This window comes from Legionella gratiana (assembly GCF_001467695.1).
In the GTDB taxonomy this organism is placed as follows: Bacteria; Pseudomonadota; Gammaproteobacteria; order Legionellales; family Legionellaceae; genus Legionella; species Legionella gratiana.
On the sequence record NZ_LNYE01000029.1, the window covers coordinates 588,544 to 611,758 of the forward strand.

The window sequence follows — 23,215 nt, forward strand, 5'->3', positions numbered from 1 at the left end:
TTGCCATGCGATGTTATTATTTTAGCCTTTAAGTGTCGTTAAAGAGCATCTCTTTTCAGGTTTTATGGTTCTGTAAATTATTATTATAAACATTGTTGCTATTAGCGTAAAAACTAAAATTGATGGTGACGATGCAACGCCGGTTTTTTTTACAAGTATCATAGAAAGTAATGGAGCGAGGCCAGCGGATAAACTTGCTGCAATGGAATATAGTATTGATAAAACACTACAACGTAATTTAATCGGGAACATTTCAGCTAACATTACTGGTACTGTTGCATAATATGCTCCTGCTGGAATAGCAATTAAAGCTTGACTCAAAATTAACTGATAAAATATTTTGTGCGATAAGAAGTTGAAAAAAGGTTGAGATAGAACTAGAAATCCTATACTTGCTGCAACTACGATTTTTTCTCTACTAATTTTATCAGATAGATTCCCAATCAGAGGAAATACTCCTAGAAGTACCATTAAAGAAATGATGTTGGAAATGATAATTTCATGGTTTTGAAAATTACCATATAAACGAGCTTGCATAGGACCATAAATGTAAATTTGAAATGTAGTTGTTACACCCAAACAACTTAAAATAAACACATAAAGAGATTGTATTTTATTGTTTTTGATATAGGTTACCGATTCAGAAAGTAAACTCTTAAATTTAGGCTTTGGTCTGTCTGCATAGTATACGATGTATTCCATACTCTCGGGGATACATAAACGGATGTATAAACCAATCGAAGATCCTAAAAGCGCAAGCACAAAAGGAACACGCCAGATCATCCAGTCCTGTTCAGGATAGTGACTGGTAAAATAAGTAACAATCAATACAACTAAAGACGCTATCAGCATCCCTGACATAGCGCCAAAGGATGCCCAGCTTCCTGAGTAGCCCTTTTTTGAGGCTTCGGCATTCTCAACTAGGTAAGCAGAGGAGTTTAAATATTCTGCACCACAGGAGAAGCTCTGAATAATTCTTAACACTAATAAGGTAATAGCAGAAAATGTACCTATAGTACTGTGAGGGGGGATAAACCCGATAAGGGTTGTTGATATGCCCATTGTTAGGATAGAACCTGCAAGGATAATTTTTCTGCCATAGATATCGGATAGTAAGCCCATTATCATAGCCCCAATAGGTCTGGCTAGGTATCCAGCAAAGAAAGTAAGAAAGACGAGAAACAAACCCTTGGAGACATCACCAATCAGGTATTTGGCAATGTAAACTGAGAGTAGGCCACAAATAGCCATGTCAAAGGATTCAATTAAATTACCCAGTGTACCTGCCAGAATGATTCGGGTTTGGTGCTTCATGCGATTATCCTTTACTTTGCATTGCCGATAGAGTGGTTAGTGAATCTTGATCTTCCACTCGGTCTAAAAATAAAAATCCATCCAGGTGATCAATTTCATGTTGAAGAATGCGGGCTTCTAAACCGGAAGCTTTTTTGGTAATTCTATTTCCATCTATGTCAAACCCTGAATATTCAATTTCCATGGCTCTTGGAACTTCACCCATTAATTCACCACAATTAAGGCAACCCTCGTAGCCAGTTTGAATTTCTTGAGATAGGATTTTTAATGAAGGATTAATTAAGGCTGTATCAGGAATTGGGTATTCTGGTTTTCTCCTTTTGGTGTAATCAGTACCAAATACAATAACTCGTTTGCTGATGCCAATTTGGGGGGCAGCTACGCCTACAGCCCCCTTGTCAGCCATTATGCCAAACATAGTCTTAATAAGCTCTTTTAACCAACTGCTACCAAATTCTGATTCAGAAATTGGATCAGCGGTTTGTCTTAAAATAGGGTTGTTTTTATCAAGGAGTGTGTTCATGGGGCACCTGATTGTTGATGATTAATGTCAGTTTGGGTTTTGTCGTCATGCAGGGCTGTTTGTCAGGGAAAATTAAATACTCTTGAATTCGCCTTAACGCAAATTTGCCCATGGCTAACAGTTTTTCGCAATGAATCGAGCTTTTGTTCTGGATATATGGATTTATCCGTTTTAATCCAAATGAAAAGATAGCTTTATAAGAATCATATTCAGTGGGGATGGAGATACCTGTTATAAGTCTAGGTTTTATTTGTTTGTATTTTACAATTGATTCTGTGCAGCCTATATGTGGTAGTTCGCTCCATAATTTCGGTTGATCCTGGCTGAGGAATTCTGGTTGATAGCAACCGTCAAATAGCCAGAGACTTTGCTCAATTAAATTTTGCTCTATGGCTGGGTTCGAGGATATGAAAAAGATCTGTCCTGCCTGGTTAATAAGGGCAATAGAAGCATAGTCAGTTTCTACTTGCCCTAGTACATCTGAAAACACCCTGCGTATTGTGACAAAGTGTTCAAACAGAAATTCCTTGGCTTTGGGGTGAAGCTTTACTTCCACAGCTGTTACATCCATATCTACAAGTTTTTTAAACTGCATGACTGTGCTTTTTTCTCTTTTCTTCATAAGAAGAAATTGAACCAATGGCCAAGTCAATGATTTTTAGTAAATTATTTTCCGAAGTGTCAATTGCTTTGACTTCTTTGATCAATCCTAACACAAAATCGGCGTAATCGTCATTACTTCCCTGAGAGATAGGGTATAAATGATGGCTTTGTTTCAAGATGTAATGAAGCAATTTTTCATCGACTTCATTCTTCTTCGTTGTTGCATTTTCGTCTTCCCCAAATAGTAACCAGCCTGGGTTTACTTGAAGATGGAAAGCCAGTTGTTTGACTTTTTCATAGTCTGGTAAAGCATCTCCTCGTATATAACGGCGGCAGATTTGTTCAGAGGCACCAGTAAACTCAGCCAGGGTTTTAATACAGATCCCATTTGGCGAGCGAGAGGCCGTATATCCTCTATCTTTGAGGGCGCTAATCAAGCGGTTAGCAAACGATTGATAGGGTCCCTTACTCATAAAATTATCCTTGTAATCGAACGTCATAAAAAATTATCATATAAAACGATATCATTCAATATCATATCGTATCTTAATATAAATTTCTTTAAAACACATATTGATAATAAAATTAATATTGTTTTAATATAAGTTTCGTCAAATGATTCTAAATGTTAATTTGACGTGAATTGGACTTTAGTACACATGATTTACAGGAGTATTTTTCATGTCCCATAATAATAAAATAGGTATTTACAAGGGGATTATCCAGTATTTGCTAGATGCAACTAACTATCCGTTGCAGCGAATTGCTAACTTATCTAACTCACCAATTGCATATTTGCAATTGATTTATCACCATAACCGATTGCTTCAAAATAGAAGTGTAGAGCTAAATTTGCTGAAATTATTCATTGTGTTTATCGATATGGAAATTAAACGAGAGCAGAAAGCTGAGAAGCTTTTTCCAGCTGACATGCATTAGGAGGCTTTAAGATGCAGTTTTCTGATAATAAAATGCCAAAACAGATTTTGTTTATTACTGATTTAGAGGAGCTTCTTGGTCGTAACCGTTTGACATTAAGGCGTTGGTGGACTAGCGGAAAATTTCCACAACCAGTTAAACTAAATGGCACAACACTGGCATGGCACTCTGAGACAGTTAATCATTGGATTCAACAAAACATGCGATTATCTTAGCATAATAGCCCATATTATGTGGGCTATTGAACTTCTTTCCACAATGGATGATCTAACCAGCTCCTTGGAATTCCCATGCTTTCATGCGCCCAATCATATTTTTCAATAATAGGCTGAATAAGTTTCTCGGATGATATTGCCCAATCTTTGCCATTACCCGCAGTGGTTAGTAATTTTCTGATGATCAACAAGATAATATATGAGCGATCATTTCTTGGTGTAATAGGAGGTAGCCAAAGTTCATTAATCGCATCAATTTTGGGTTTAATGGCTAAATCTTTATTCCAAAGGCGGCTATGATGAGCACATATATTTCTTACATAAGTTAGAAAGTATAGCCAATTGGCTAAAGTTTTTGGATGTAACTTATAACCCTCAGCAATTATCCTTTTGTCTTCATTTTTAAGCCCTTTAAATAAGACCGACAATGCACCAAAGGATAAAACCTCTATTGCCATCCATATTGGTAAGTTAGGATAGCCCAGATATTTATTTTTATAATGCTCAATAAAGTACTCTCTGGAACGCTCTATCTCGTTATTAATTTGTGCTAACCAGGTATTATGTTCAAATTGCTGATGGAAATTTTGAGGATTCGACAAAGCAAATGGTCCATAACTATGAGCAAGGTGATAAGCAATACTGGTTCTTACTGAAATTTCAATTCGCTCTAATCCATCCATTACTAACAATCTTAGTTTACGATCAAACTCATAGAGATCTATGACATTTTCAAATGTAACATTATCTTGAAATTGTTCGGTGATATTTCCTGTTGTATCTGAACGTTTAAAGGGTAAACAGTAGGCACTAAGCCGATAATAGTTGGTATTAGAAAGGCTTTGCAGGGCTGAAGGCCAATTATTTATAATAAGCCCTTTTGCTTGAAGTTTTTCCAGTTGATCTTGGAAACTCAGGGCTGGCTTTAGATATTTAATGAGAGGATTATTCATAGCAATACGCATAAAAAAACCGCCAAGGTTACGCAAGGACTAACATCCTCTAGGCGTGGCGGTTGTGTTAAGTTAATTATAGAGCAGTTCATATGATTTTTTCAATCCTTTGATGAGATTAATCTTGCAATATGGTTTGCCCAGGAATCCAATGCCTCTTTGCGTTGGGGTAGCATCTCATTTTTATTATAAGTAGCCATAATACGAGGCATTTTGTGGCCAAGACATTTTTCTATCACCACGGGATCAATATTTAGTGACTCACCCAATTGTGTCGCAAAGGTTCTTCTTAAGTCATGGGCAGTCCATTCAGGAATTCCCACCCGATTCTGAATTCTTTTAATTGCGCGTGGAAGGGCATCTTTGGACATAGGAACATCGATTGTTATGCCTGGAATTACAAAAGGGGAGACAGATTGTTCTTTAAACTGAAGTAGTAATTTTTTTGTAAGTTCACTCAAGTGTATTTTTACAGTTATTCCTCCTTTTGAATGCTCGGGAGGAATAGTCCATAAAGATTGCTCAAAATCAAATTGATGCCATTGTGCCAGTCGGATTTCACCTGTTCTAACACCAGTAAGTATAATAACTTTAATTGCTAACCTGGCTGATTCAGACATTTGGCTTTTATCGCTTTCAAGGAATTTCCATATTATTCTTATTTCTTCGGGCGATAGTACCCGCTCCCTGGGCTTTTCAATACCACCGATATCACGTGATCGTATATTGGTAGCTGGATTATATTGAATATAACCACGACTCACTGCATAGTTTAGAACTTGTTTAATAGTGCTGAGAATGCGATTCGCATGAATTGGCGCTCCTCGTTGTACTATTTTGTCAAGGGCGATTGTAATATCTTTGGTTTGTAACTTATCAAGTACAGTATCGCCTAGTAGAGGAATTATTTCTGAGTCAATCTGATATTTGATAGGGCGTGGTTGCTTTCTATTTTTAACGGCATAATTTTCGTACCAAGACTGTATTAATTTTGAAAAGGTATTGTCTTCTTTTAATTTTTCTAGCTTGGTATTTTCTATAGGATTTATACCTTGCTCTTTTAAACTTTGCGCTTTAGCAAGATATTCACGAGCCTGTTTTAGACTAATAGCTGGATATTTTCCTAAGGTCATTTTTTGACGTTTACCATTCATACTAAAACGGTAAAACCAAGATTTATTACCACTTGGCATTACTCTAATACCTAATCCAGAAGATTCTATTTTTTCAAACCAGGTGGTCTCTGGCGCGAGATTTTTAATATAGCTATCGATAAATTTCATCTACACAGTCCTTTTTATTTTGGTACCATTTTTGGTACCAAAATTTATGTATAGGTATATTATCAAATGATACTAATTGAATTGCTAAAACTCAATTATTTCTTATAAATAAAGGGTTTTTTGCTATTTTTGAAATTAAATGATATTGTTTGATATCGGTATAATAAAGTTTCGTAATCAAGAGGTCGGAGGTTCGACTCCTCTCAGCGGCATAGTAAAATCAATAGGTTACGTTAAGACGGCTGTTGTATTTAATTATTGTGTCGCACATGTGTCGCAGTTTGACATAGAAAAAAATGAGAGATAAATGACATTAATTCAATTATCAGATTGTGGTTCATCTCCATTCGAGCGTCTTTTAGGTCATGCGCCTAAAATACTTGCGGATTGGAGTCAGCTTGAATCGAGTTTTTTTCAAAGCTCAACCTTTAGCCCAGATTTTCTCGAGCAAGTAAGAAGAGCGTTAGCATTCAATAACCAATGCCAATACTGTATGGCAAAGGCCGGCCCACCCGATCAAAACCTAGAGGATAATCGTTTGATCGAAGCACTTCGATTTGCCAATAAATTTGCAATCTCCAACTTAGTTGATGAAAAAGAAATAGCTCGATTAAAAAGTTACTTTTCAGAAGCTGAGATTGTAGAGTTAATAGCATTTTGTAGTTTTATTTCGGCATCTCAAAGAATTGGGGCGGTTTTAGGGCTTAAAGAGGCTTCGTATTACAATAATCAAAATTCAATTTAATAATATGAATATATTGACTGTTTTATTGTGCCGTTATTAGGTAGAAATCATGTGCCTTACATACAAGGCTTAAAATAAAAAATAATAGATTGATCAGAGTTAACATCAGTAAACCGGTATAAGGAATAATTTTCAAACTCAAAGCGGTTTTTAGGTGGAATTTTATTTTGAGCCAGTTATATTGGATTTTTTTTATATTTAATATATAACCAGGAGGTTGATAGCTTCCATCATTAAATACATTAGATGTTTTTAGGACCAATGTATTATCTAGGTAAGAAATATCAGTTGAACTATCTAATTGAGGAAATAGTATTGTTAGATCATCAATTTTTTGTCCATTATTGGATTTAATATACTGAAGAAAATACTCACGATATATTCGTAAATATATATTATCAATCTGTTCATCTTTGATGTCCTGAATAGTCAAAAATACAAATAATAAAATAATAAAAATGTAAAATGCAGCAAGAAAAATTTTAATCTTCAAACTCAGATTGGGTAGAATAAATGTTAAGCCTGATATCTCTACTGTATTAGATTGCAGAGTTAAAACATTTATTAAAAAACCAATAATGAGTAACGTTGCAAATATTGTTTTCATAGATCTGTTTGCCGGGATTTGATTTTATTGTATTAATTATAGCAAGCTTACGCTACCAAACTTGGAAACTGAATATTGATCAAGCGATAAGCAGTGCTCCCAGATAACGATGGTAAAGTATCATAAAAAAATCAGGGAGCAAGGTTGGGCTAAACTAATTTCAGCCCAAGAATAGTTTGCTTTATAAGATGATTGACACTGTTGGAAGAAGTTAAAGCTAGTGGCTATCTTGATAATTTTTTCCACAAGTTTTTATTGCTTTTATTTGAGTTCAATTCTTTGTTGTGTAGTGAAAGAATATGCTTTAATTGAACAATGAATTTCTTATTTACCGTACTTTGAAGAGTTACAGAGTTAGCTTGATGAAGAAGAAAATCATTGATGAAAATAATTTTATTAATATCTGATCTAGATAACTCTTCTGTCTCTTCTTTGGTTTTAAATAAAATTGAAGATTCGATCAGTTTATATAATTTTGCGCGAGTTTCATTATTAGTAGTATTAAAGTACAGGGTTACAAGATCTGATGAGATACCAAAAAGTTTAAGCTCATAAAGTAAATCCAACAAGTATTGTGACTTATACTCTTCCTCAAAATATAAACTAGCTAAAGAAAATATGAATTTTGCTTTGGTATCATCAGTTATGTTGCTATCCGAAAAATAAGTAAACGTTAGTGCATCGAGGCGATCTACATTGTCGTTAATTAATGCATCTTTAATTTCATTTTCAATGTCGATATCAAGGGGAATATTATAAGGAGTGGGCATAATAGAAAGTGGGATATCTTTGCCGTTTCTCAGATGTAATAAGCTTATATAAAGCAAGCGTGGTGTGATAAATAATCCTGTATCGAATTTAATACCCGGACCATTTTCAAAAAGATACTTTATAAACGTATCGCAACGAAATCCAATAGGTTGTTGAAAGTATTGTTGTTTAAATTGGCCATCAATGTATTTAAACCTCGAAGTAATCTCGCCATTGCTAACATGCCAGCTGAAATTGTAGCTTATGGGGATGCCAGTTTCTAATTTTTCTAATAAATCAATTAGAGATTCAAAAATCAAATTTAAATCATCATTTTTTAAATATGGGTATGATTTAACTCCGAATTTTTCACCCCAATATCCACCTGGGACAGTATTTACAAAGCTATCAATAGTGTTTAAATTTATTACATTTGCATTTTTGAGTACTTCAAGGGTGTAGATAGGCATTTTGTCACCGACATCAATTGGAGTATCATCAGCATTCCAATTGAATCTGAAAACTAGTCCTACATGTCCTTGTAGTTTTATCATTGGTATTGAGGTATCCAGATCTCTTGCAACAATATCGCCTGAGCAATGTTCTTTATCGATTGTCATACAACCAGCACCAGTGAAGATTGTATTTGAAGGGCAGAGATAGACAGGATGGGCTGTCAATTTAAAAAAATTAAATCGTCCACTTTCCGATGAAATACAGGATGCTTGAGCAGTAAGTGCTTTTTTAATTCTACTCATATCATAATTTGAAGTAATGCTATCTGAAATAGCATCAGCGCTGTAATTTATATCCCATTTGCAATCAGGTTTCGAGGGAAGCTTAGAATAAAAAATAACAGGAAATTCATTTTCATTATGAAAATCCATTGGAGTATTAATTGTAATTTTGGCTGAGTCTGCACAAGTATCTTCATCTTGAATAAACTCATAGGGTTCATATTCGGCAAAGGAATAACCTATAAATTGGGGAAATACTTTAATAGCCTCTGAGGCAAACAAATTACAAGATAGAAGTATATAAATAAATAATATTTTAAAGAGTCTTTCCATGTGTATTTCCCTATATTACGTCCATAATCTTAAACTTCGCGATTATATAATATTCGTTTAGTATTGACCCGCTTATTTTTAGGCATCGTGTTTGAACCATACTAGGTCTTTGCTTAAGCTAAAACAAATTAATATTAAAAAATTCAGTGGGGCATTTGGGACAATTGGGACACTTATATAAGCACCGAGCTTTAGGTGTCCCAATGTAAAAATTTCACTTGGGACAAATGGGACAAAACACCGCCAGAAAAATTTTTTTAGTAACAAATAATATCATTTAATAACAATCAGATCAGCGGGCTTTAAAGCGCTTGACAGCCTTTTAAATCCCACGCAATACTTCACCTGAGCAGTAAACTTTTGCGGATCCACGGTTCTGTAAAAGTAACGGAAAATGAAATATCACGACTATTATCCGGCCGGACAGTCAACTGATATTCATCGAGCAGGACGCATACCGTCGGCATTAAGCTGAATGAATAATCATTTGATGAGGTTCCATATGAATAAAAGACTATCTCGGTTACAACTGTTAAACGAATTTGAATCCGCACCAACTTCCGCGTTGTTTAATCAACACACTTTGGCCGCTGTTTTAGATTGTTCCACCCAACTTTTGGAACGCAATCGTTGGGAAGGAAAGGGCGTTCCCTATCTTAAAATTGGTCGTAAGGTTTTGTATCTCAAAAGTGACGTGTTGTCTTTTCTCCAGCAACAGAAAATCTATCGCTCTACTGGTGACGTAGGTGAATTCCTCTCACTGGTCAACGAATAAATTACATAGAAGAACTAGATTGTTCACGGATGGATAGGGTTTCTATCATCCATGAACGTTGTTGGAGAAACAGTGATGTTGCAAAATCAAATTATTACCTTAAAAAACAAAAACGGTCATAGTCCTATAACCTGTGAATATGCTGGAGGTTGTTTTAAATTAAATGAGCAGGGCGTGTCTTTTCTTGGAAAAGATAAAGACGGTAGTCCAATGGCGCCCAAGTGGATTTGTTCTCCTTTATATGTGGTGGCTAAAACCCGTGATGCTAAAAGTGGGGAGTGGGGTCGATTACTTGAGTGGCAGGATGATGATGGAGTCATTCATCAATGGGCAATGCCATTAGCCTTGTTACAAGGAGACGCTTCTGAAGTAAGACGAGAATTGGCTAGCCTTGGTTTAACCATTTCACCTCATAGAATTTCTCGGGATTTACTGGCTACTTATTTGCAGGTGTTCCCTGTTGAAGATCGGGCACGTTGTGTCGAGAAATTGGGGTGGCATGAAAACCTCTTTGTCACTCCTGCACAAATCTTTGGACACTCCTCCGAGAAAATTGTTTTTCAAAATAGCCATGCGATTGAATCTGCTATGTCTGTATCCGGTACTGTAGATGATTGGCGAGAATCAATAGGCCATCTCGCCTCTGGGAATTCTCGGTTAGTTTTCGCCATAGCCGCTGCTTTTGCTCCTGCTTTAGCAAAGATTGCTGGTGAAGATTCAGGTGGATTTCATTTTAGAGGTGCATCTTCTAGTGGTAAAAGTACCGCTTTAAAAGTAGCTGCTTCGGTTTGGGGAAATCCACAGTCTTATTGCCGATTATGGCGTAGTACCACTAATGGACTTGAAGGATTAGCTGCTTTGCATAACGATGGCTTATTAATTCTGGATGAATTAAGTCAGATGGATCCCAAAGAAGCAGGGGAAGCGGCTTATTTGCTGGCCAATGGTCAAGGTAAAACACGAGCTTCACGCCATGGAACAGTCAAGCCATCGTCTCGATGGTCATTGTTCTTTCTATCTGCTGGAGAGGAATCCTTGATGTCTTTGATGGCTAGAGCAGGACAGAAAACCAATGCGGGTCAAGAGATACGGTTGGCTGATATTGAAGCTGATGCTGGTTTAAATAAGGGTATTTTTGAAAAAATCCATAATCAACTCAGTCCTGCTTCCATGGCTTTATCTTTAAAGGAATACTCTAGTAAGTATTATGGTGCAGTTGGGATGGCATGGCTGCAAAAGGTGGTGGAAAATCAACCGAGTATTGCAACTGGTATTGCTGATGCGATGCAAGAATTTGTGAAGAGCGCTGTCTTACCTGATTCAACAGGACAAATTATTCGCGTAGCCCGGCGATTTGCCTTGGTTGCTGTAGCTGGCGAATTGGCTAGCCAATATGGATTGACCGGTTGGCAAGAAGGCGAGGCTACTTATGCAGCTTACAAATGTTATAGAGCATGGCTGGATCATTTTGGAATAGAGGGTAACAAGGAGGACAGAGCGATATTAGCTCAAGTCAGAGCATTTTTTGAATCTCATGGTGCCAGTCGGTTTGATAATATCAGAACGCCAAACAATGAGAGGATTCAAAATCGTGCTGGATTTTACCTCACCGATGATGCAGGTTTTCGCGTGTATATGGTATTAACGGAAGTCTTTAAAAAAGAGCTATGCATGGGGTTTGAACCTAGAATGGTAGTCCGTGTATTAATGAATGAAGGTTGGCTAAAGCCCGCAGCAGATGGATCGCCCTCTCATAAACCAAGGATTAGGGGAGTTGGAACACCCAGACTATACATGTTTACAGATAAAATCTGGGGTGGAGAGTAATCCTATTTCGATAAATCAGAACTATTTGTCCCATTATTTTGAAATATTGGGACATCTTGGGACGGCTACAAGCCAGTATTTACGGGCTGTCCCTCATGTCCCAATTGTCCCAGATTAATTTTTATTCTTTAAGATATAACCACAGCGTATTCCGAGATTTTATTCCCATCTCATCACGTATTAGCAAGCAAGCCCTGTAATTTTCATATTCAGGCAACAGGCAATAATACATTTGTTTGGCATACAAAAATCGCCAGCTTTTGGTACTGGATAAACGGTGCTTTGCCAATGCACTGCGCCAGATGATGCGGATTTCCTCATAAGATTTTAATTGGAGCAAGTTATCATTTTGTTGAGTGAGCCAGTTAAAAAGATTGAGTATCGCTTTCTGGTTTTCAGTTCGTATAGGTATGGTGCGGTCAGTGGAATTAAAAGCAATATCCCGGGTTATCCAAAGAGAGCGTTCGCTGACTTGAATATGTGGCTTAATCAGAATCGCTTCTTTGAAAGTGAGTCCAAACTCAGTTTGAAATCCCATGATTACTCTGGCTATAGGATCTTGAAGCGACTTCCAAATATCTGGAGAGATTGTTTTCTTTCTCTTTTTTCTTGCTTTAGGTCTTGAGAGTTCGAGTGATTGATTATCAATATTAGTAATGGAGCAATTATTCATCTGCAAAAAACGACGAATGATGGTCATGTATCGCATGATAGTGACTGGATTAATATTCTGTTTTTTCCAGTAACGCACCAACTTGTGAACCTGCTCAGATTGCAAAGCCTGCCATGAAGGTGGCATTTGCCGAATAACAAACAAGTCATCAATCATCTTATGGATGACATAGGCACGGTGCTTACGATACAGGTATTTACCTTGCCTATCCTGTCTGATTTGTCGATTAGCGAATTGTCTTAAGGATTGTGTACGCATCTTCCTATCCGCAAAAATGAGTTAAAAAAATAAATGCCCTGTGTATTGTTTAGTGTTGGTCGAGCGGTTCACTCTCTGTTGAAACCCGGCAAAAGCCGTAAAGCTCGAAGAAGGGGGCAAATCAATCGTTATAAGGCAAACGATCTTGCCTGAACTGCTAGTTTTTTGTGGTTTTCTCTCCTCAATACAATAAAGTAAATGAAAGCGATAAAGCAGAGCTTTATTTCTAATCCATGGTCAAATGAAATGACTTAGAGTTCCGAAGAACTCCCCTTACCGAATGGTAAAGGTTCCTGAAGGGTTTCCCGACTATACGTCCAGCCACAAGGTTAGGGAATGAGAGTGGCTTAGCATAAGACGCCTAAGCGTTTCATCGGATTTTCACCGATTCATCAGTCATGCTTCATTTAAAATAACAAAGTGCAGATCTGGGAGCAATACCGTTTCAAGGAATATTTTGTCCTATCTTATCTGGTGCGTCAGGACAAATGGGTTTTTGATGCTTGATGTGGGAGGGTTAAATAAGGTGAATGTTGCTGCGTCACTGCTGGAAAATTGCAGTGACGCAGAACAAACAATCATTTTAGCTTATAATTTAAACCGTAGACGGCACTATGGATAAAACGCTATAGCTCTAAAACTTAAGCCAAAAATTTATATCAAAGAGAAAGAATGAAAAAATAATAATTATGGAGTGTTTCTCTTAGTGATGGTTTGGTACTGGTGTGTTAATTGGTGATGAGGTTAGAGAATATTGTAACAAAGTAATCTGTAATGCTGTCCGATTGTTCCGCTCAAAAAAACCAAAGCTTTATTTTTCTATTAAATTACGCCTCTTCTAGCTGGCATTAACAGAATCCATTCTATATGTTTAATTGATTAAAAAAAGACCTTCTGATAATATTTTGACTGGTTGTTTAATTAATCTATATTTTAGATAGGAAGAAATTAAAAAATGGGTAAAAGTTAATGAGCGAGATGAATCAGACTGGTACCCTTGAGGCAAATGAAGACCGTGCGAAATTGATCTCTGATCGTATTAATACATTACGGCCAAAATTACTCGATTTAACAAGAAGAAACCCTCTAATTTCTACGAAATTTTCTGAACGCTCAAACTCATTGATAAGAATAGTAGATGAAGTTCCCGAGTTATTACTCAAATCTATAATATCTTGTGAAATGCGAATTGTGCCATTACCTGATTTAGGCACTGATCCTAGTGATGAACAGACTTCAATATTTCAGAATTCTCTAGCAGAGGCTAGACTCAATGACGAAATTTACTTAAGTAAATTAGATGAAATAGATTCTGAAAGTGATGAGGCGCCAAATCTTTTAGCTCAAGCAGAACGTCAATTAAAAGATAGAATTAGAGAGCAATTAAACTTACCAACGAGACAAACAAAAAATAATCTATCTTTACAACAGCATGCAAAAAATCATGGAATTTCTCCTAATTACGAATTGTTTTTAGAAGGACACCAGGCTGAGGATGGACGGCACGGTGATCAAGATATTCAGACTCTTCTGTTACCTGAGATATTAGAAAGACGGTTAAATGCACTGTGTGCAAAAGAAAAAACTTGGAAAGAAGAGACAGGAATTAGTGTATTACATGCTGCATTTGGGTTTCTTGAATGGGAGGACGGAAATAATAGCTCTACGCAGTTTTCTCCGTTAGTTTTAATTCCTGTTTATATCGATAAAAAACGAACTAGAAATGGCCAAGAGTTTTGGGTTATCGGTGATGAGACAGAGGTGCATGAGAATAAAATTCTTGCAGAGAAATTGCGCCTAGAATTCAATATTATTCTTCCAGAATATACAAATCAGGGTTTAGAAAAATACTTCCAAGAGGTTGCCGAGCAACGCCCCAAAAATATGACATGGCGAATTAGGCGATGGGCTATGATAGGCGTTTTCCCTTCAGCTAGATTAGCGATGTATCACGATCTTGATCCTGAGGGTTGGGATTTCGCGTCTAATGAAGTTGTTTCTCTTTTGTTTGGCGGTACAGACACAGGACATGATGCGTTGCCTTTTGGAGAGGAGTATCATGTAGATGAGCCTGAAATTGAAAGCAAAGTACCTTTCATTATTGCTGATGTAGATTCTTCGCAATTTAGTACTATAGTTGATATAGCTAGTGGGAAAAATTTAGCAGTTGAGGGACCACCAGGGACAGGAAAATCGCAAACAATTGTAAATACTATTGCAGCTTCGCTTTCCTTGGGATTGAAAGTTCTTTTTGTGGCAGAAAAGTCAGCGGCACTAGAAGTTGTTGGATCAAGGTTAGAAGCATATGGAATTGGTAAATTTTTATTACCATTACAAGCAAACCGTTCCGGAAAAGAACAAGTAATATCTTCAATTAGGGATAGGCTTGAAATGAAGTCATGCGCCAATCCTTCAGAGTTAGAACATGCAGTTAAACAATTTAAAGATACAAGGCAAAAATTAAAATTATATATAGATATTTTATCCACCACCTATGGAAAAACAGATCTTACTATTTATGAAGTTCTTGGGAGAAGTATTAAATTTTCAGATTTAATTAACAATTTACCCGAAAAAATAAAAAAACTAACCATTCCTGAAACAAAAATCATCACATCAGATAAATTAAATGATATTTTATCTCGTTGTAAGCAGGTTGAAGAAGCATGGGAAGCTACATTACTGTATCCAGATTCTTGGAATATTATTCAAATAGCTAACATTGATCCTTTTCTTGCTGATGAGCTGGTAGATTTGGCTTTTGATATCTCTGCTCTTTTTGCTGAGGCAGATAAACAACGAGAATCATTAATAGAATTTCGACTTTCATCTCTAATTGAGAATGAAAGCCTTAGCAAAATTAGTGCCGCTATTAAAAATACTCCAGAAATCTCAAATCAAGATCTTGATATAGTCACTAAGCTAACTTCTAACGAAATTATAGGGATTATAAAAAATTATCTAAATGAAGCCCGTTTGTGGAGAGATAAAAGAGACAGCATTATTGATCTATTCAAGACTGATCTAGATTCGGTTGTCATAGAAGAATTATATCTTCTCAAAGAACTATGTTTAAAATACCGAATAGAGTCATTCAAAGAACTGGTCTTAGATTCGATTATTTCAAAATATAAAAAATCTCTTGAAGACAACATACAATCAGTGGAAATTTGTAACAAGGTAATTAATATCTCAGAAAGTCTTGGCAAGATAACAGTTCATGATTTTATTAAAATGCTTGAGATTATCTCTGGCATATCAAAGCAGGTATTATCAGTTAGAAAGAGCGACTTTGATGATCCGATAACGCATGTATTGATAGAGAAACAGGCTTCACAAGCTCAGGTTTTAAAGAAAACTCGATCTTTACTTGATGAAGAGTTTATTTTATCGATGCTTCAGGAAGGTGAGATTACAAATCTTCATGCTGAAACATTACGTCACTCAGGTTTTTTTTCTTTTTTCTCAAAGAAATATAGACAAGCAAAGCAATATTATAAATTAGTGTCTAAAAATAAAAAATTTAATAAATTATATGCTACTCAAAAACTTAGCCAATTAGGGCAATGGCAAATAGACGTAAAATTTTTTTGTGAAAATGTAGTCATGAAAAATATTCTTGGCTCGCATTTTTTTGGTATAGAGACAGATTTTTCTCCTTTTGAAGAAGTAATCTCATTATTTAATAATATTGATCATGAATTTTCAGGATCTGATTATATTGACTTGAGGACTTTTCTAAAATTTGCGGATAGTGAAAAAATTCAATCAATTCCCATAATCGAAAAAAATCATCCTCTCTACGAAATAGAAGATACTACTTTGGCGAATGTAGCCGAACGAATTACCGTTTTGCAAGATCAAGTTAAGGATTGTGAGAGTGATCTCATACAGCTTAAAAAAATTATCAAGATATTTAAAGAACCTGAAAAAATATCAAAAGAGCAAATTATTGAGCTTCCATTAATATTTGAGCAGTTATTAAAAACAAGGGAACACTTAAGACATAATGATGATATCAAAGGTATTCTGGGAGTAGCTTACAAAGCTGAACTCACTAATGATCATGAGCTAGAAAGTTGTTTTATATTGGCTATGAATCTCATAGAGTTAAATGAGAATGAGCGACAGGCACTTTTGTATAGTATAAAGCAAGGTTTTATAAAAAAATTGGAAACACAAGTATCGTGTGTTATGGCTTGTGATGCTCAGGCCTTAACTGGTTTAGAAAAAATTGCTGCCATGACAAATACATTGCCAGAAAGATGGCTAGATAATATGACCTATTTGGCTTTTTCAAAATGGATGGAACAGGCATCTAAAAATAAAGATGGTTTGGTTGCATATTCGCGATTTATTTCAGCTAAAAATAATGTAAAGCAAGATGGATATATGGAACATATTGAAATTATCTTGTCTGAAAAATATGGGAATTTATGCGAAATAATCGAGGCATTAATAACACGTGAAATGGCTCGTGAGATCTATAAATCTCATGGTGAAATATTAGCATCATATAATGGTAGTAATTTGAATACATTAAGAAAGCGTTTGCAGGAAGCTGATAGAGCAGTAATAAAGCTTTCTCGCAAACATTTGCAAGCTGAACTTTTTAATAAGGCTTGTCCACCACCTGGAATAGGTTTTGGGCGAAAAAGTGAATTTACTGAACTTGCATTACTTAAAAATGAAATATCTAAAAAACAACGCCATATTCCAATTCGCAATCTTACAAAAAGAGCAGCAAGAGCACTGTTAGAGATTAAACCTTGCTGGATGATGTCTCCTTTAGCTGTAGCTCAATATCTACCTCGAGGAGGAGTTGAATTTGATCTTGTAATTATTGATGAAGCATCCCAAATGACTCCAGAGGATTCAGTTGGTGCATTGATACGAGCCAAACAGGCGATGATCGTTGGTGATACTAATCAATTACCTCCTACAGGATTTTTCCGCAAGATGCTAGAAGATGACATTGCAGATGAAGATGAAAAAGTAACTGAGGAATCTATTCTAGAAATGGCGAACGCTTCTTTTACACCTGCAAGACGGCTTCGTTGGCATTATAGGTCTAGACATTCGGGATTAATATCATTTTCTAATAAACATGTTTATAACAATGATCTAGTGGTGTTCCCTTCTGCGCAGGAAGATCATCCACATATGGGAATATCTTATATCAAAGTTAATGGGACATATTCCTCGGGTACTAATCCTAAAGAAGCTATGATCATGATAGACGCGATTATCGATTTTATGAGAGTGCATACCGATAAATCTTTAGGTGTGGTTCTTATGAATCAGAAGCAGCGAGATCTATTACTCGATGAAATGAACTATGCTTTGGAGCAACATCCGCAAGCAAGAGAGTATATAGAGAGGTGGGATGTAGCTAATGATGGATTGGAATCATTTTTCATAAAAAACCTAGAGAATGTCCAGGGCGATGAGCGAGATGTTATTTTCATTGGTACTGTTTATGGAGCAGAAAAAGAAGGGGCTCCAGTAATGCAACGTTTTGGACCGATAAATGGAATAGCTGGAAAACGAAGGTTAAATGTTCTCTTCTCTAGAGCTAAAGAGCGAATTGTTACGTTTTCCTCTATGACTGCGGCAGATATTCGTGCGGAAGAAGAGTCCAATCCTGGTGTGTATATGCTTAAATGTTGGCTAGAATACTCTAGCTCTGGGATTCTGGAGGCTGGACAATACACTGAAAAAGAACCTGATTCAGATTTTGAAGAACATGTTATTAAGCAAATAAAATCAATTGGTTGTGTAGCAATCCCGCAAGTTGGTGTTAAAGGATACTCTATTGATATAGGCATTAAGCATCCAGATTGGCCTCATGGCTTTATTATGGGAGTAGAGTGCGATGGTGCATCTTATCACTCTTCTCGTTCTGCCCGAGATCGTGATCGTTTAAGACAAGAGGTTTTAGAGGGACTAGGGTGGAATCTTTATCGTATCTGGTCAACAGATTGGTTTGAGGATCCGCGACGTGAAACAGAAAAACTAAGAAGAGCAATTCATGCGAGATTGTCACAGTTGGTGAGCTATCCGGAATTTCCGGATGATTGAGTTTGTACAAAATCGTTTTCAAGATAGATATTTTGAGAATCTCCCATGTTCTACATATTCAGCTGTAAAAAATTACTTGATAACCATATACATTCATTTGAATGTTGCTTAATGTAGATATCATAAATTTATTCACTATTTCCAAGTATAAAATTTTTAATTAATCAAAAAGAACTCTTTATTCAAAATTTATATTATAATAAAAATATCAGCAGATGATATCTTTGGATTTTTAATGAAGGATGTAGGACTAGATAATTTACTTGCATTACATGGTACGGAATATACAGAGGAAAATGGTTATTGGTACAAAATAGAGGCGTTTTTAGTCGAGCCAACTGAAGAGAGACCTCATGGTATTAGATATAATCTAACTCTTCATGATAATTACAATCAGCGGATTCTAGGGTTTGATAATACGCATGGAATCAAAGTTAAAGAAAGTGGTCGGTATTCGGGCCGTATTATTAAGTATGATCATGTTCATACCTCAATAAATGATAAGGGAACTCCTTATGAGTTTGAAAGTGCTGAACAGCTTTTGCGAGATTTTTTTCAAGAAGTGAATTCAATTATTCAAAAATTGAATAATGGAGATAAAAAATGAAAACATTACAAGTTGGTATTATGTCACGAGAAAAATTTCAAAGTCGTACTATTGAAATTGCTTCTGGGCGTTATATACCTAAAAAAAATGAACCTAAGATTTGGTTTAGTTCAATCAAATCACTTTGTGAAGTATTGAATGAAAACAATATGAGACTATTGAAAATAATTGATGAACAAAAGCCTGAGTCAATTAAAGAGCTTGCTGCCTTAAGTAAACGTGAACCTGGCAATTTGAGTCGTACACTTAGCACAATGGCTCGCTACGGAATTATTGAAATGAAGAAAATTGGGAAAAATTCTAAACCAATTGCTAAGGCTTTAGATTTTAATATTCAATATAGTGCTGCTGGATAATATATATTCTTTAATTTTGAACTATCCGGAAATCCCGGGGAGTTCATTCTGAGAATCTAAGCAGCGGGTTCCAAAATGGAACATACTGATGTTTGGATTTTTGAATTTGGCAGGCAGTGTCTGCCAAATCCTAGATAGCCTCCTTTCTATCCATTATTTTTTTGTTTCTTTAATTTGGTACACGGTGTGTCCAAATTAAATATGATTTAAATATGGAACGCAGTGCGTTCCGAATCTATCTTATAACTTTACTTATGATTTGGATCTCATTGCGATCCAAATTAAATATTTATTCTCAATTCGGACCGCACTGCGGTCCATAACTAGAGAGGCATTTATATCTGTTCTTTATTTACAGTTTGTATCGTAATGACTTCAGCAGACTTAATCACTTCCATGCACTTCAAAACATAATCAGTAACAAGCTGCATAGGCTTTCGTAACCGTTCAACATCAACAATAATATACCCAGCAGTCACATCATTACTCATCTTATGATTCATTAAACGCTTCAACGCATAAGCAGGGATATCGAGGCTTTCTGCAATGGTGATGAATGTGCGTCTCAAATCATGGACTGTAAAATGAACGCCGGAGTTTTTTATCACATGCGCCATAGTCTTACGTGGTTCGATAATATGACCTGCTGCACCCGGTCCCGGGAAAATATAGTCATTAATTGCTTTTTCTTTTCTAGCGATCAGCAAATCATAAAGAAAATCCGAAAGGGGAAGGGTATGGGATTCATTGTTTTTGGTTTTATTAATAGTAAAAGTTTTTGCTTTTAAGTCGAGGTCAGACCATTTTAATGTAGCTGCTTCTTGTCGGCGTAGTCCTGTTAGTAAGATGAGCAGCAAATAATCACGTAATGTTTCATTTTGGATTTGTTGTAATCCTGCATACCATGCAGCCAGCTCATGAGATTTTATATAAGTTTTTCGTCGTTCAATACGATACCAGGCTCGTGTTTGTGATAACCGTTTTACTGGGTTATCGATGAAAAGAGAGTGCCCACTATTATCTTCGTATTGTCCCGCAGCAAAATTGAATAGGGCGCGGAGTATTCTCATGGCTAAATTGGCATAGGCTTCACCACGTTCCTGGCCTAGTTTTTCGTGATATTTGGCAATGCGATCTCTAGTAATAGATAACATCGGTTTGCTTTTCCAGCTGGTGAAGGCTTTATCTAATATATGTTTGTAGTTATCTAGAGTTTTGGGTTTTAAGTTCTTTCTGGTTTTAATATAGTCTTTAAAAACTTGATTGAGGGTTATATCTTGAATTTCTGCTGCCTTTTTCTCAGCAACCGGATCAATACCCATAGCGATTTGCCCTAAAAGATGCAGGGCTTTGTTCTTTGCCATTTCAGCGGTTAACTCTGGGTAATGCCCTAAAGTAATTCGGCAGCGTTTTTTATTGATGAATTTTTCAACGAAAAAAGCTTTTGCTCCTCCCGAAGTCACGCGTATGCCGAAGCCTTTCAGGTTGTCATCGTAATATCTTTTTTGTGCCGTTTTTCCTTCTTCTGTTGCTTGAGGAAGAGGGAGGTTTTCTACGTTTGTTTTGTTTATTTTCATAGTCGATTTTTATGTTCTGTTTTTTATGTGTCGCAACTGTGTCGCACAATTGTTTAAAATTCATTAATAGAACTTATAACGTAATAGTGCTGTAACATCAAGTAAATAAAAGGAAATTAAAAGAATTTAAAAATGTGTCTAATTGGCTAAAACCCATAATTTACTAATTCGTAATCAAAAGGTCCGCAGTTCGATTCTGCGCAGCGGCATACTAAAATCAATAACTTACAGAAATACATGTTTGACAATAAGTTAAATAAACAACATAGCATATTGCAGCAAATGAAATGGATAAACTCCCATAATACAAAATATTGTTTCCTGCCGTGGAATAATGAACAACAAAATCTACGTAAAGAATTAAAACAAAATAACAAAACCAAATTATAATAATTCCTAGAGATAATGATTTTTTTAAATTGAAGTAATAACTATGCAAAGTGCTTAACAAAGCTAAGAATAAAAATAATGGAAATGATAAAAAGTAGTAGTACAGCTGCATACCTGATGGTTCATAAGGAATATGAAGAACATTATCTGCTCTGGTCGAGCAAACTATATGCATATACCAATATATGAGATAAAGTACGGAACAGTTAATTATTGTTAAAAAACCTAAACCTAATCCTATTTTCATATTTTTTAGTATCGTACGCATATTAAGATTAAAATAGCACGACCTGCGTTTAACTCAAGGATTTTTATACGAATTAGTCACTCGATTTGTTTCTGCTCCAAAAGTAAGGCTCCCCAAACTTCGGTCTATTTAGGTTTTTTTCAATCACTTCATTTTTTTAAAATGTGGTAAAATACCAGAGGGTTATATTTAACGAAAGCAAATATCTTTTATGTCTTCAAGAAGTGAGTGATTGATTGATTTTGATTATGCTTTATAGAGAGAGTTTTATTCGCAAAACGATCCTCGCGCAGCACAGTAACTTTAGATTTTCTTAGCAGCAAACAATGTCCCAAAAACACATGTTTTCGAAAGCGAGCGTGACTAAAGACAGAGTTGTTGTTTAGCCTATAGCCTCAATGATTTTAGGAGGCGACTCAATGATAAATGGCACCAATAAACCAGAAACTGTCAAACAAGCCTTTAGACACTGGCGAGCCACAAGAACAAAGCGCGGGCAAATCCCCGATGAGTTATGGGAGCAGGTCAAGGGACTATTGGGTGATTATACTCCTTCGAAAATCGGCTGTCATTTAGGGATTAGTCCAATCCAAATCAGGAAAAAATTATTGCCTGTAGAGAAAACGGACCTGCAGTTTGTTGAAGTAAAAGGAAAACCTAGGAGGCTTGATTCAGAGTTTCTATCAAATAGCGATGCGCTTTGTAGTGTTGAACTTCATCGTTCCTGTGGCAGTATACTGAAAATCAATGCAATACCGATGAGTAAGGTATCAAAGCTCATGCTAATCCATCCAGCGAAGAAATGGACAAAAAATCCAGGGAATATTTATCTAAATCAGGTATTAATATTCCAGAAACAACTGATGTAAGAGAAGCGTTAGTTCGAACTCGACTCCTTCCTTGAACTCTGTGAGGGTGCTATTGTTAGTAATTTTTATCTCATTAACAGGAAGTCCTAAGCGTTGATAAACTGCAGAAGGAAATCCCTTTTCCAAGAGCAGCAAGCATAAACAATTAGCTATCCTATGTTGTCTAATATCGGTAACGTTCAGGGTGTCTTTATTCTTGAAGGTTCTATTTTTAATAGTTTCCCAACCTAAGTTTTTTTGATTTCTTCATCAGTAACTATTATTTTCTTGTGTTTTAATTCATCATTGTTAACCTGTGCTTTTGTATACATGATACTCTCGAATATATAATCAATCTGATTAACTTTTATCACACTAATTCCAAATCAATTCATTATGTCATTTTTATTTCCATTAAGAATAACTTTTATTCTTTCATTGCAGCAGTTGATGACTTTGCTTTAACATGTAGCTTTCTATAAAACGCGAAAATGAAAGTGAGGGAGTGGCCTGGCAAAAGCCACATATTTTAAAGAAATGATGAAAAAATATTTAAAAAAGTGCTCTCGAATTT

At 35.9% G+C, this 23,215-nt stretch carries 20 protein-coding genes; 10 read left to right on the top strand and 10 right to left on the bottom strand.

Features of this window, described 5'->3' with window-relative positions; genetic code table 11:
* Nucleotides 1–21: 21 nt before the first annotated feature.
* Genes Lgra_RS15610 through Lgra_RS15625 form a run of 4 tightly spaced genes read right to left on the bottom strand, consistent with a single transcriptional unit; the run spans nucleotide 22 to nucleotide 2,913 of the window.
* Nucleotides 22–1,314, bottom strand: coding sequence for an MFS transporter (locus tag Lgra_RS15610; RefSeq protein ID WP_010946798.1), 1,293 nt, complete (start codon nucleotides 1,312–1,314; stop codon nucleotides 22–24).
* A gap of 4 nt (nucleotides 1,315–1,318) precedes the next feature.
* Complete coding sequence (gene def / locus Lgra_RS15615; protein WP_010946799.1) at nucleotides 1,319–1,837, bottom strand: peptide deformylase; 519 nt, start codon at nucleotides 1,835–1,837, stop codon at nucleotides 1,319–1,321.
* The gene (locus Lgra_RS15620) at nucleotides 1,821–2,432 is read right to left on the bottom strand and encodes a hypothetical protein (protein ID WP_011946159.1); all 612 of its coding nucleotides are present in this window, start codon (nucleotides 2,430–2,432) and stop codon (nucleotides 1,821–1,823) included. The genes def and Lgra_RS15620 overlap by 17 nt, the downstream gene beginning before the upstream one ends.
* Nucleotides 2,422–2,913, bottom strand: a complete 492-nt coding sequence (locus Lgra_RS15625; protein WP_013101377.1) for a helix-turn-helix domain-containing protein — start codon at nucleotides 2,911–2,913, stop codon at nucleotides 2,422–2,424. The genes Lgra_RS15620 and Lgra_RS15625 overlap by 11 nt, the downstream gene beginning before the upstream one ends.
* Before the next feature lie 208 nt (nucleotides 2,914–3,121).
* Here Lgra_RS15625 and Lgra_RS15630 point away from each other — a divergent pair, with 208 nt between their 5' ends.
* Nucleotides 3,122–3,379: a hypothetical protein gene (locus Lgra_RS15630; RefSeq protein WP_013101378.1), complete on the top strand. Its 258-nt coding sequence runs from the start codon at nucleotides 3,122–3,124 to the stop codon at nucleotides 3,377–3,379.
* 11 nt (nucleotides 3,380–3,390) lie between these two features.
* Nucleotides 3,391–3,594: a helix-turn-helix transcriptional regulator gene (locus Lgra_RS15635; protein ID WP_010946803.1), complete on the top strand. Its 204-nt coding sequence runs from the start codon at nucleotides 3,391–3,393 to the stop codon at nucleotides 3,592–3,594.
* A gap of 23 nt (nucleotides 3,595–3,617) precedes the next feature.
* Here Lgra_RS15635 and Lgra_RS15640 read toward each other — a convergent pair whose 3' ends face one another.
* A complete protein-coding gene (locus Lgra_RS15640; RefSeq protein ID WP_013101379.1) occupies nucleotides 3,618–4,583 on the bottom strand; it encodes an Abi family protein in 966 nt (321 codons plus the stop codon).
* Nucleotides 4,584–4,648: 65 nt separating this feature from the next.
* Nucleotides 4,649–5,830 (bottom strand): tyrosine-type recombinase/integrase, encoded by a 1,182-nt coding sequence (locus Lgra_RS15645; protein WP_010946805.1) that lies wholly within the window; start codon nucleotides 5,828–5,830, stop codon nucleotides 4,649–4,651.
* Nucleotides 5,831–6,137: 307 nt separating this feature from the next.
* Here Lgra_RS15645 and Lgra_RS15650 point away from each other — a divergent pair, with 307 nt between their 5' ends.
* On the top strand, nucleotides 6,138–6,575 hold the full coding sequence (locus tag Lgra_RS15650; protein ID WP_058500089.1) for a carboxymuconolactone decarboxylase family protein: 438 nt from the start codon (nucleotides 6,138–6,140) through the stop codon (nucleotides 6,573–6,575).
* Between the two features lie 22 nt (nucleotides 6,576–6,597).
* On the opposite strand, the gene Lgra_RS15655 is transcribed toward Lgra_RS15650, so the two are convergent.
* Nucleotides 6,598–7,182 carry a hypothetical protein gene (locus Lgra_RS15655; RefSeq protein WP_058500090.1) on the bottom strand — a complete coding sequence of 195 codons (585 nt, stop codon included), beginning with the start codon at nucleotides 7,180–7,182 and terminating at the stop codon, nucleotides 6,598–6,600.
* A gap of 224 nt (nucleotides 7,183–7,406) precedes the next feature.
* Nucleotides 7,407–9,002, bottom strand: coding sequence for a hypothetical protein (locus tag Lgra_RS15660; RefSeq protein ID WP_058500091.1), 1,596 nt, complete (start codon nucleotides 9,000–9,002; stop codon nucleotides 7,407–7,409).
* Between the two features lie 502 nt (nucleotides 9,003–9,504).
* On the opposite strand from Lgra_RS15660, the gene Lgra_RS15665 reads away from it, so the two are divergent.
* Together Lgra_RS15665 and Lgra_RS15670 are read left to right on the top strand one after the other, a co-directional pair.
* Nucleotides 9,505–9,777, top strand: a complete 273-nt coding sequence (locus Lgra_RS15665) for a MerR family transcriptional regulator (RefSeq protein WP_058500092.1) — start codon at nucleotides 9,505–9,507, stop codon at nucleotides 9,775–9,777.
* 75 nt (nucleotides 9,778–9,852) lie between these two features.
* Nucleotides 9,853–11,604 (top strand): DUF927 domain-containing protein, encoded by a 1,752-nt coding sequence (locus Lgra_RS15670; protein WP_058500093.1) that lies wholly within the window; start codon nucleotides 9,853–9,855, stop codon nucleotides 11,602–11,604.
* A 121-nt stretch (nucleotides 11,605–11,725) separates the two neighbouring features.
* Here the strand turns inward: Lgra_RS15670 and Lgra_RS15675 are convergent, their stop codons facing one another.
* A complete protein-coding gene (locus Lgra_RS15675) occupies nucleotides 11,726–12,535 on the bottom strand; it encodes a hypothetical protein (protein WP_058500094.1) in 810 nt (269 codons plus the stop codon).
* Nucleotides 12,536–13,034: 499 nt separating this feature from the next.
* Between Lgra_RS15675 and Lgra_RS18505 the strand changes: the two genes are divergently transcribed.
* The 4 genes from Lgra_RS18505 (at nucleotide 13,035) to Lgra_RS15690 (ending at nucleotide 19,579) form a co-directional block, all read left to right on the top strand.
* On the top strand, nucleotides 13,035–13,157 hold the full coding sequence (locus Lgra_RS18505; protein ID WP_274519572.1) for a hypothetical protein: 123 nt from the start codon (nucleotides 13,035–13,037) through the stop codon (nucleotides 13,155–13,157).
* Between the two features lie 356 nt (nucleotides 13,158–13,513).
* Entirely contained in the window at nucleotides 13,514–18,616 is a 5,103-nt protein-coding gene (locus Lgra_RS15680; RefSeq protein WP_058500095.1) for a DUF4011 domain-containing protein, read from the top strand.
* Between the two features lie 235 nt (nucleotides 18,617–18,851).
* A complete protein-coding gene (locus Lgra_RS15685; protein WP_058500096.1) occupies nucleotides 18,852–19,223 on the top strand; it encodes a toxin-antitoxin system TumE family protein in 372 nt (123 codons plus the stop codon).
* Entirely contained in the window at nucleotides 19,220–19,579 is a 360-nt protein-coding gene (locus Lgra_RS15690) for an HVO_A0114 family putative DNA-binding protein (protein ID WP_058500097.1), read from the top strand. Before Lgra_RS15685 ends, Lgra_RS15690 begins: the two co-directional genes overlap by 4 nt.
* Nucleotides 19,580–19,914: 335 nt before the next feature.
* On the opposite strand, the gene Lgra_RS15695 is transcribed toward Lgra_RS15690, so the two are convergent.
* On the bottom strand, nucleotides 19,915–21,156 hold the full coding sequence (locus Lgra_RS15695; protein ID WP_058500098.1) for a tyrosine-type recombinase/integrase: 1,242 nt from the start codon (nucleotides 21,154–21,156) through the stop codon (nucleotides 19,915–19,917).
* A gap of 1,056 nt (nucleotides 21,157–22,212) precedes the next feature.
* Between Lgra_RS15695 and Lgra_RS18385 the strand changes: the two genes are divergently transcribed.
* Nucleotides 22,213–22,662: a hypothetical protein gene (locus Lgra_RS18385; RefSeq protein ID WP_238584467.1), complete on the top strand. Its 450-nt coding sequence runs from the start codon at nucleotides 22,213–22,215 to the stop codon at nucleotides 22,660–22,662.
* Nucleotides 22,663–23,215 lie beyond the last annotated feature (553 nt).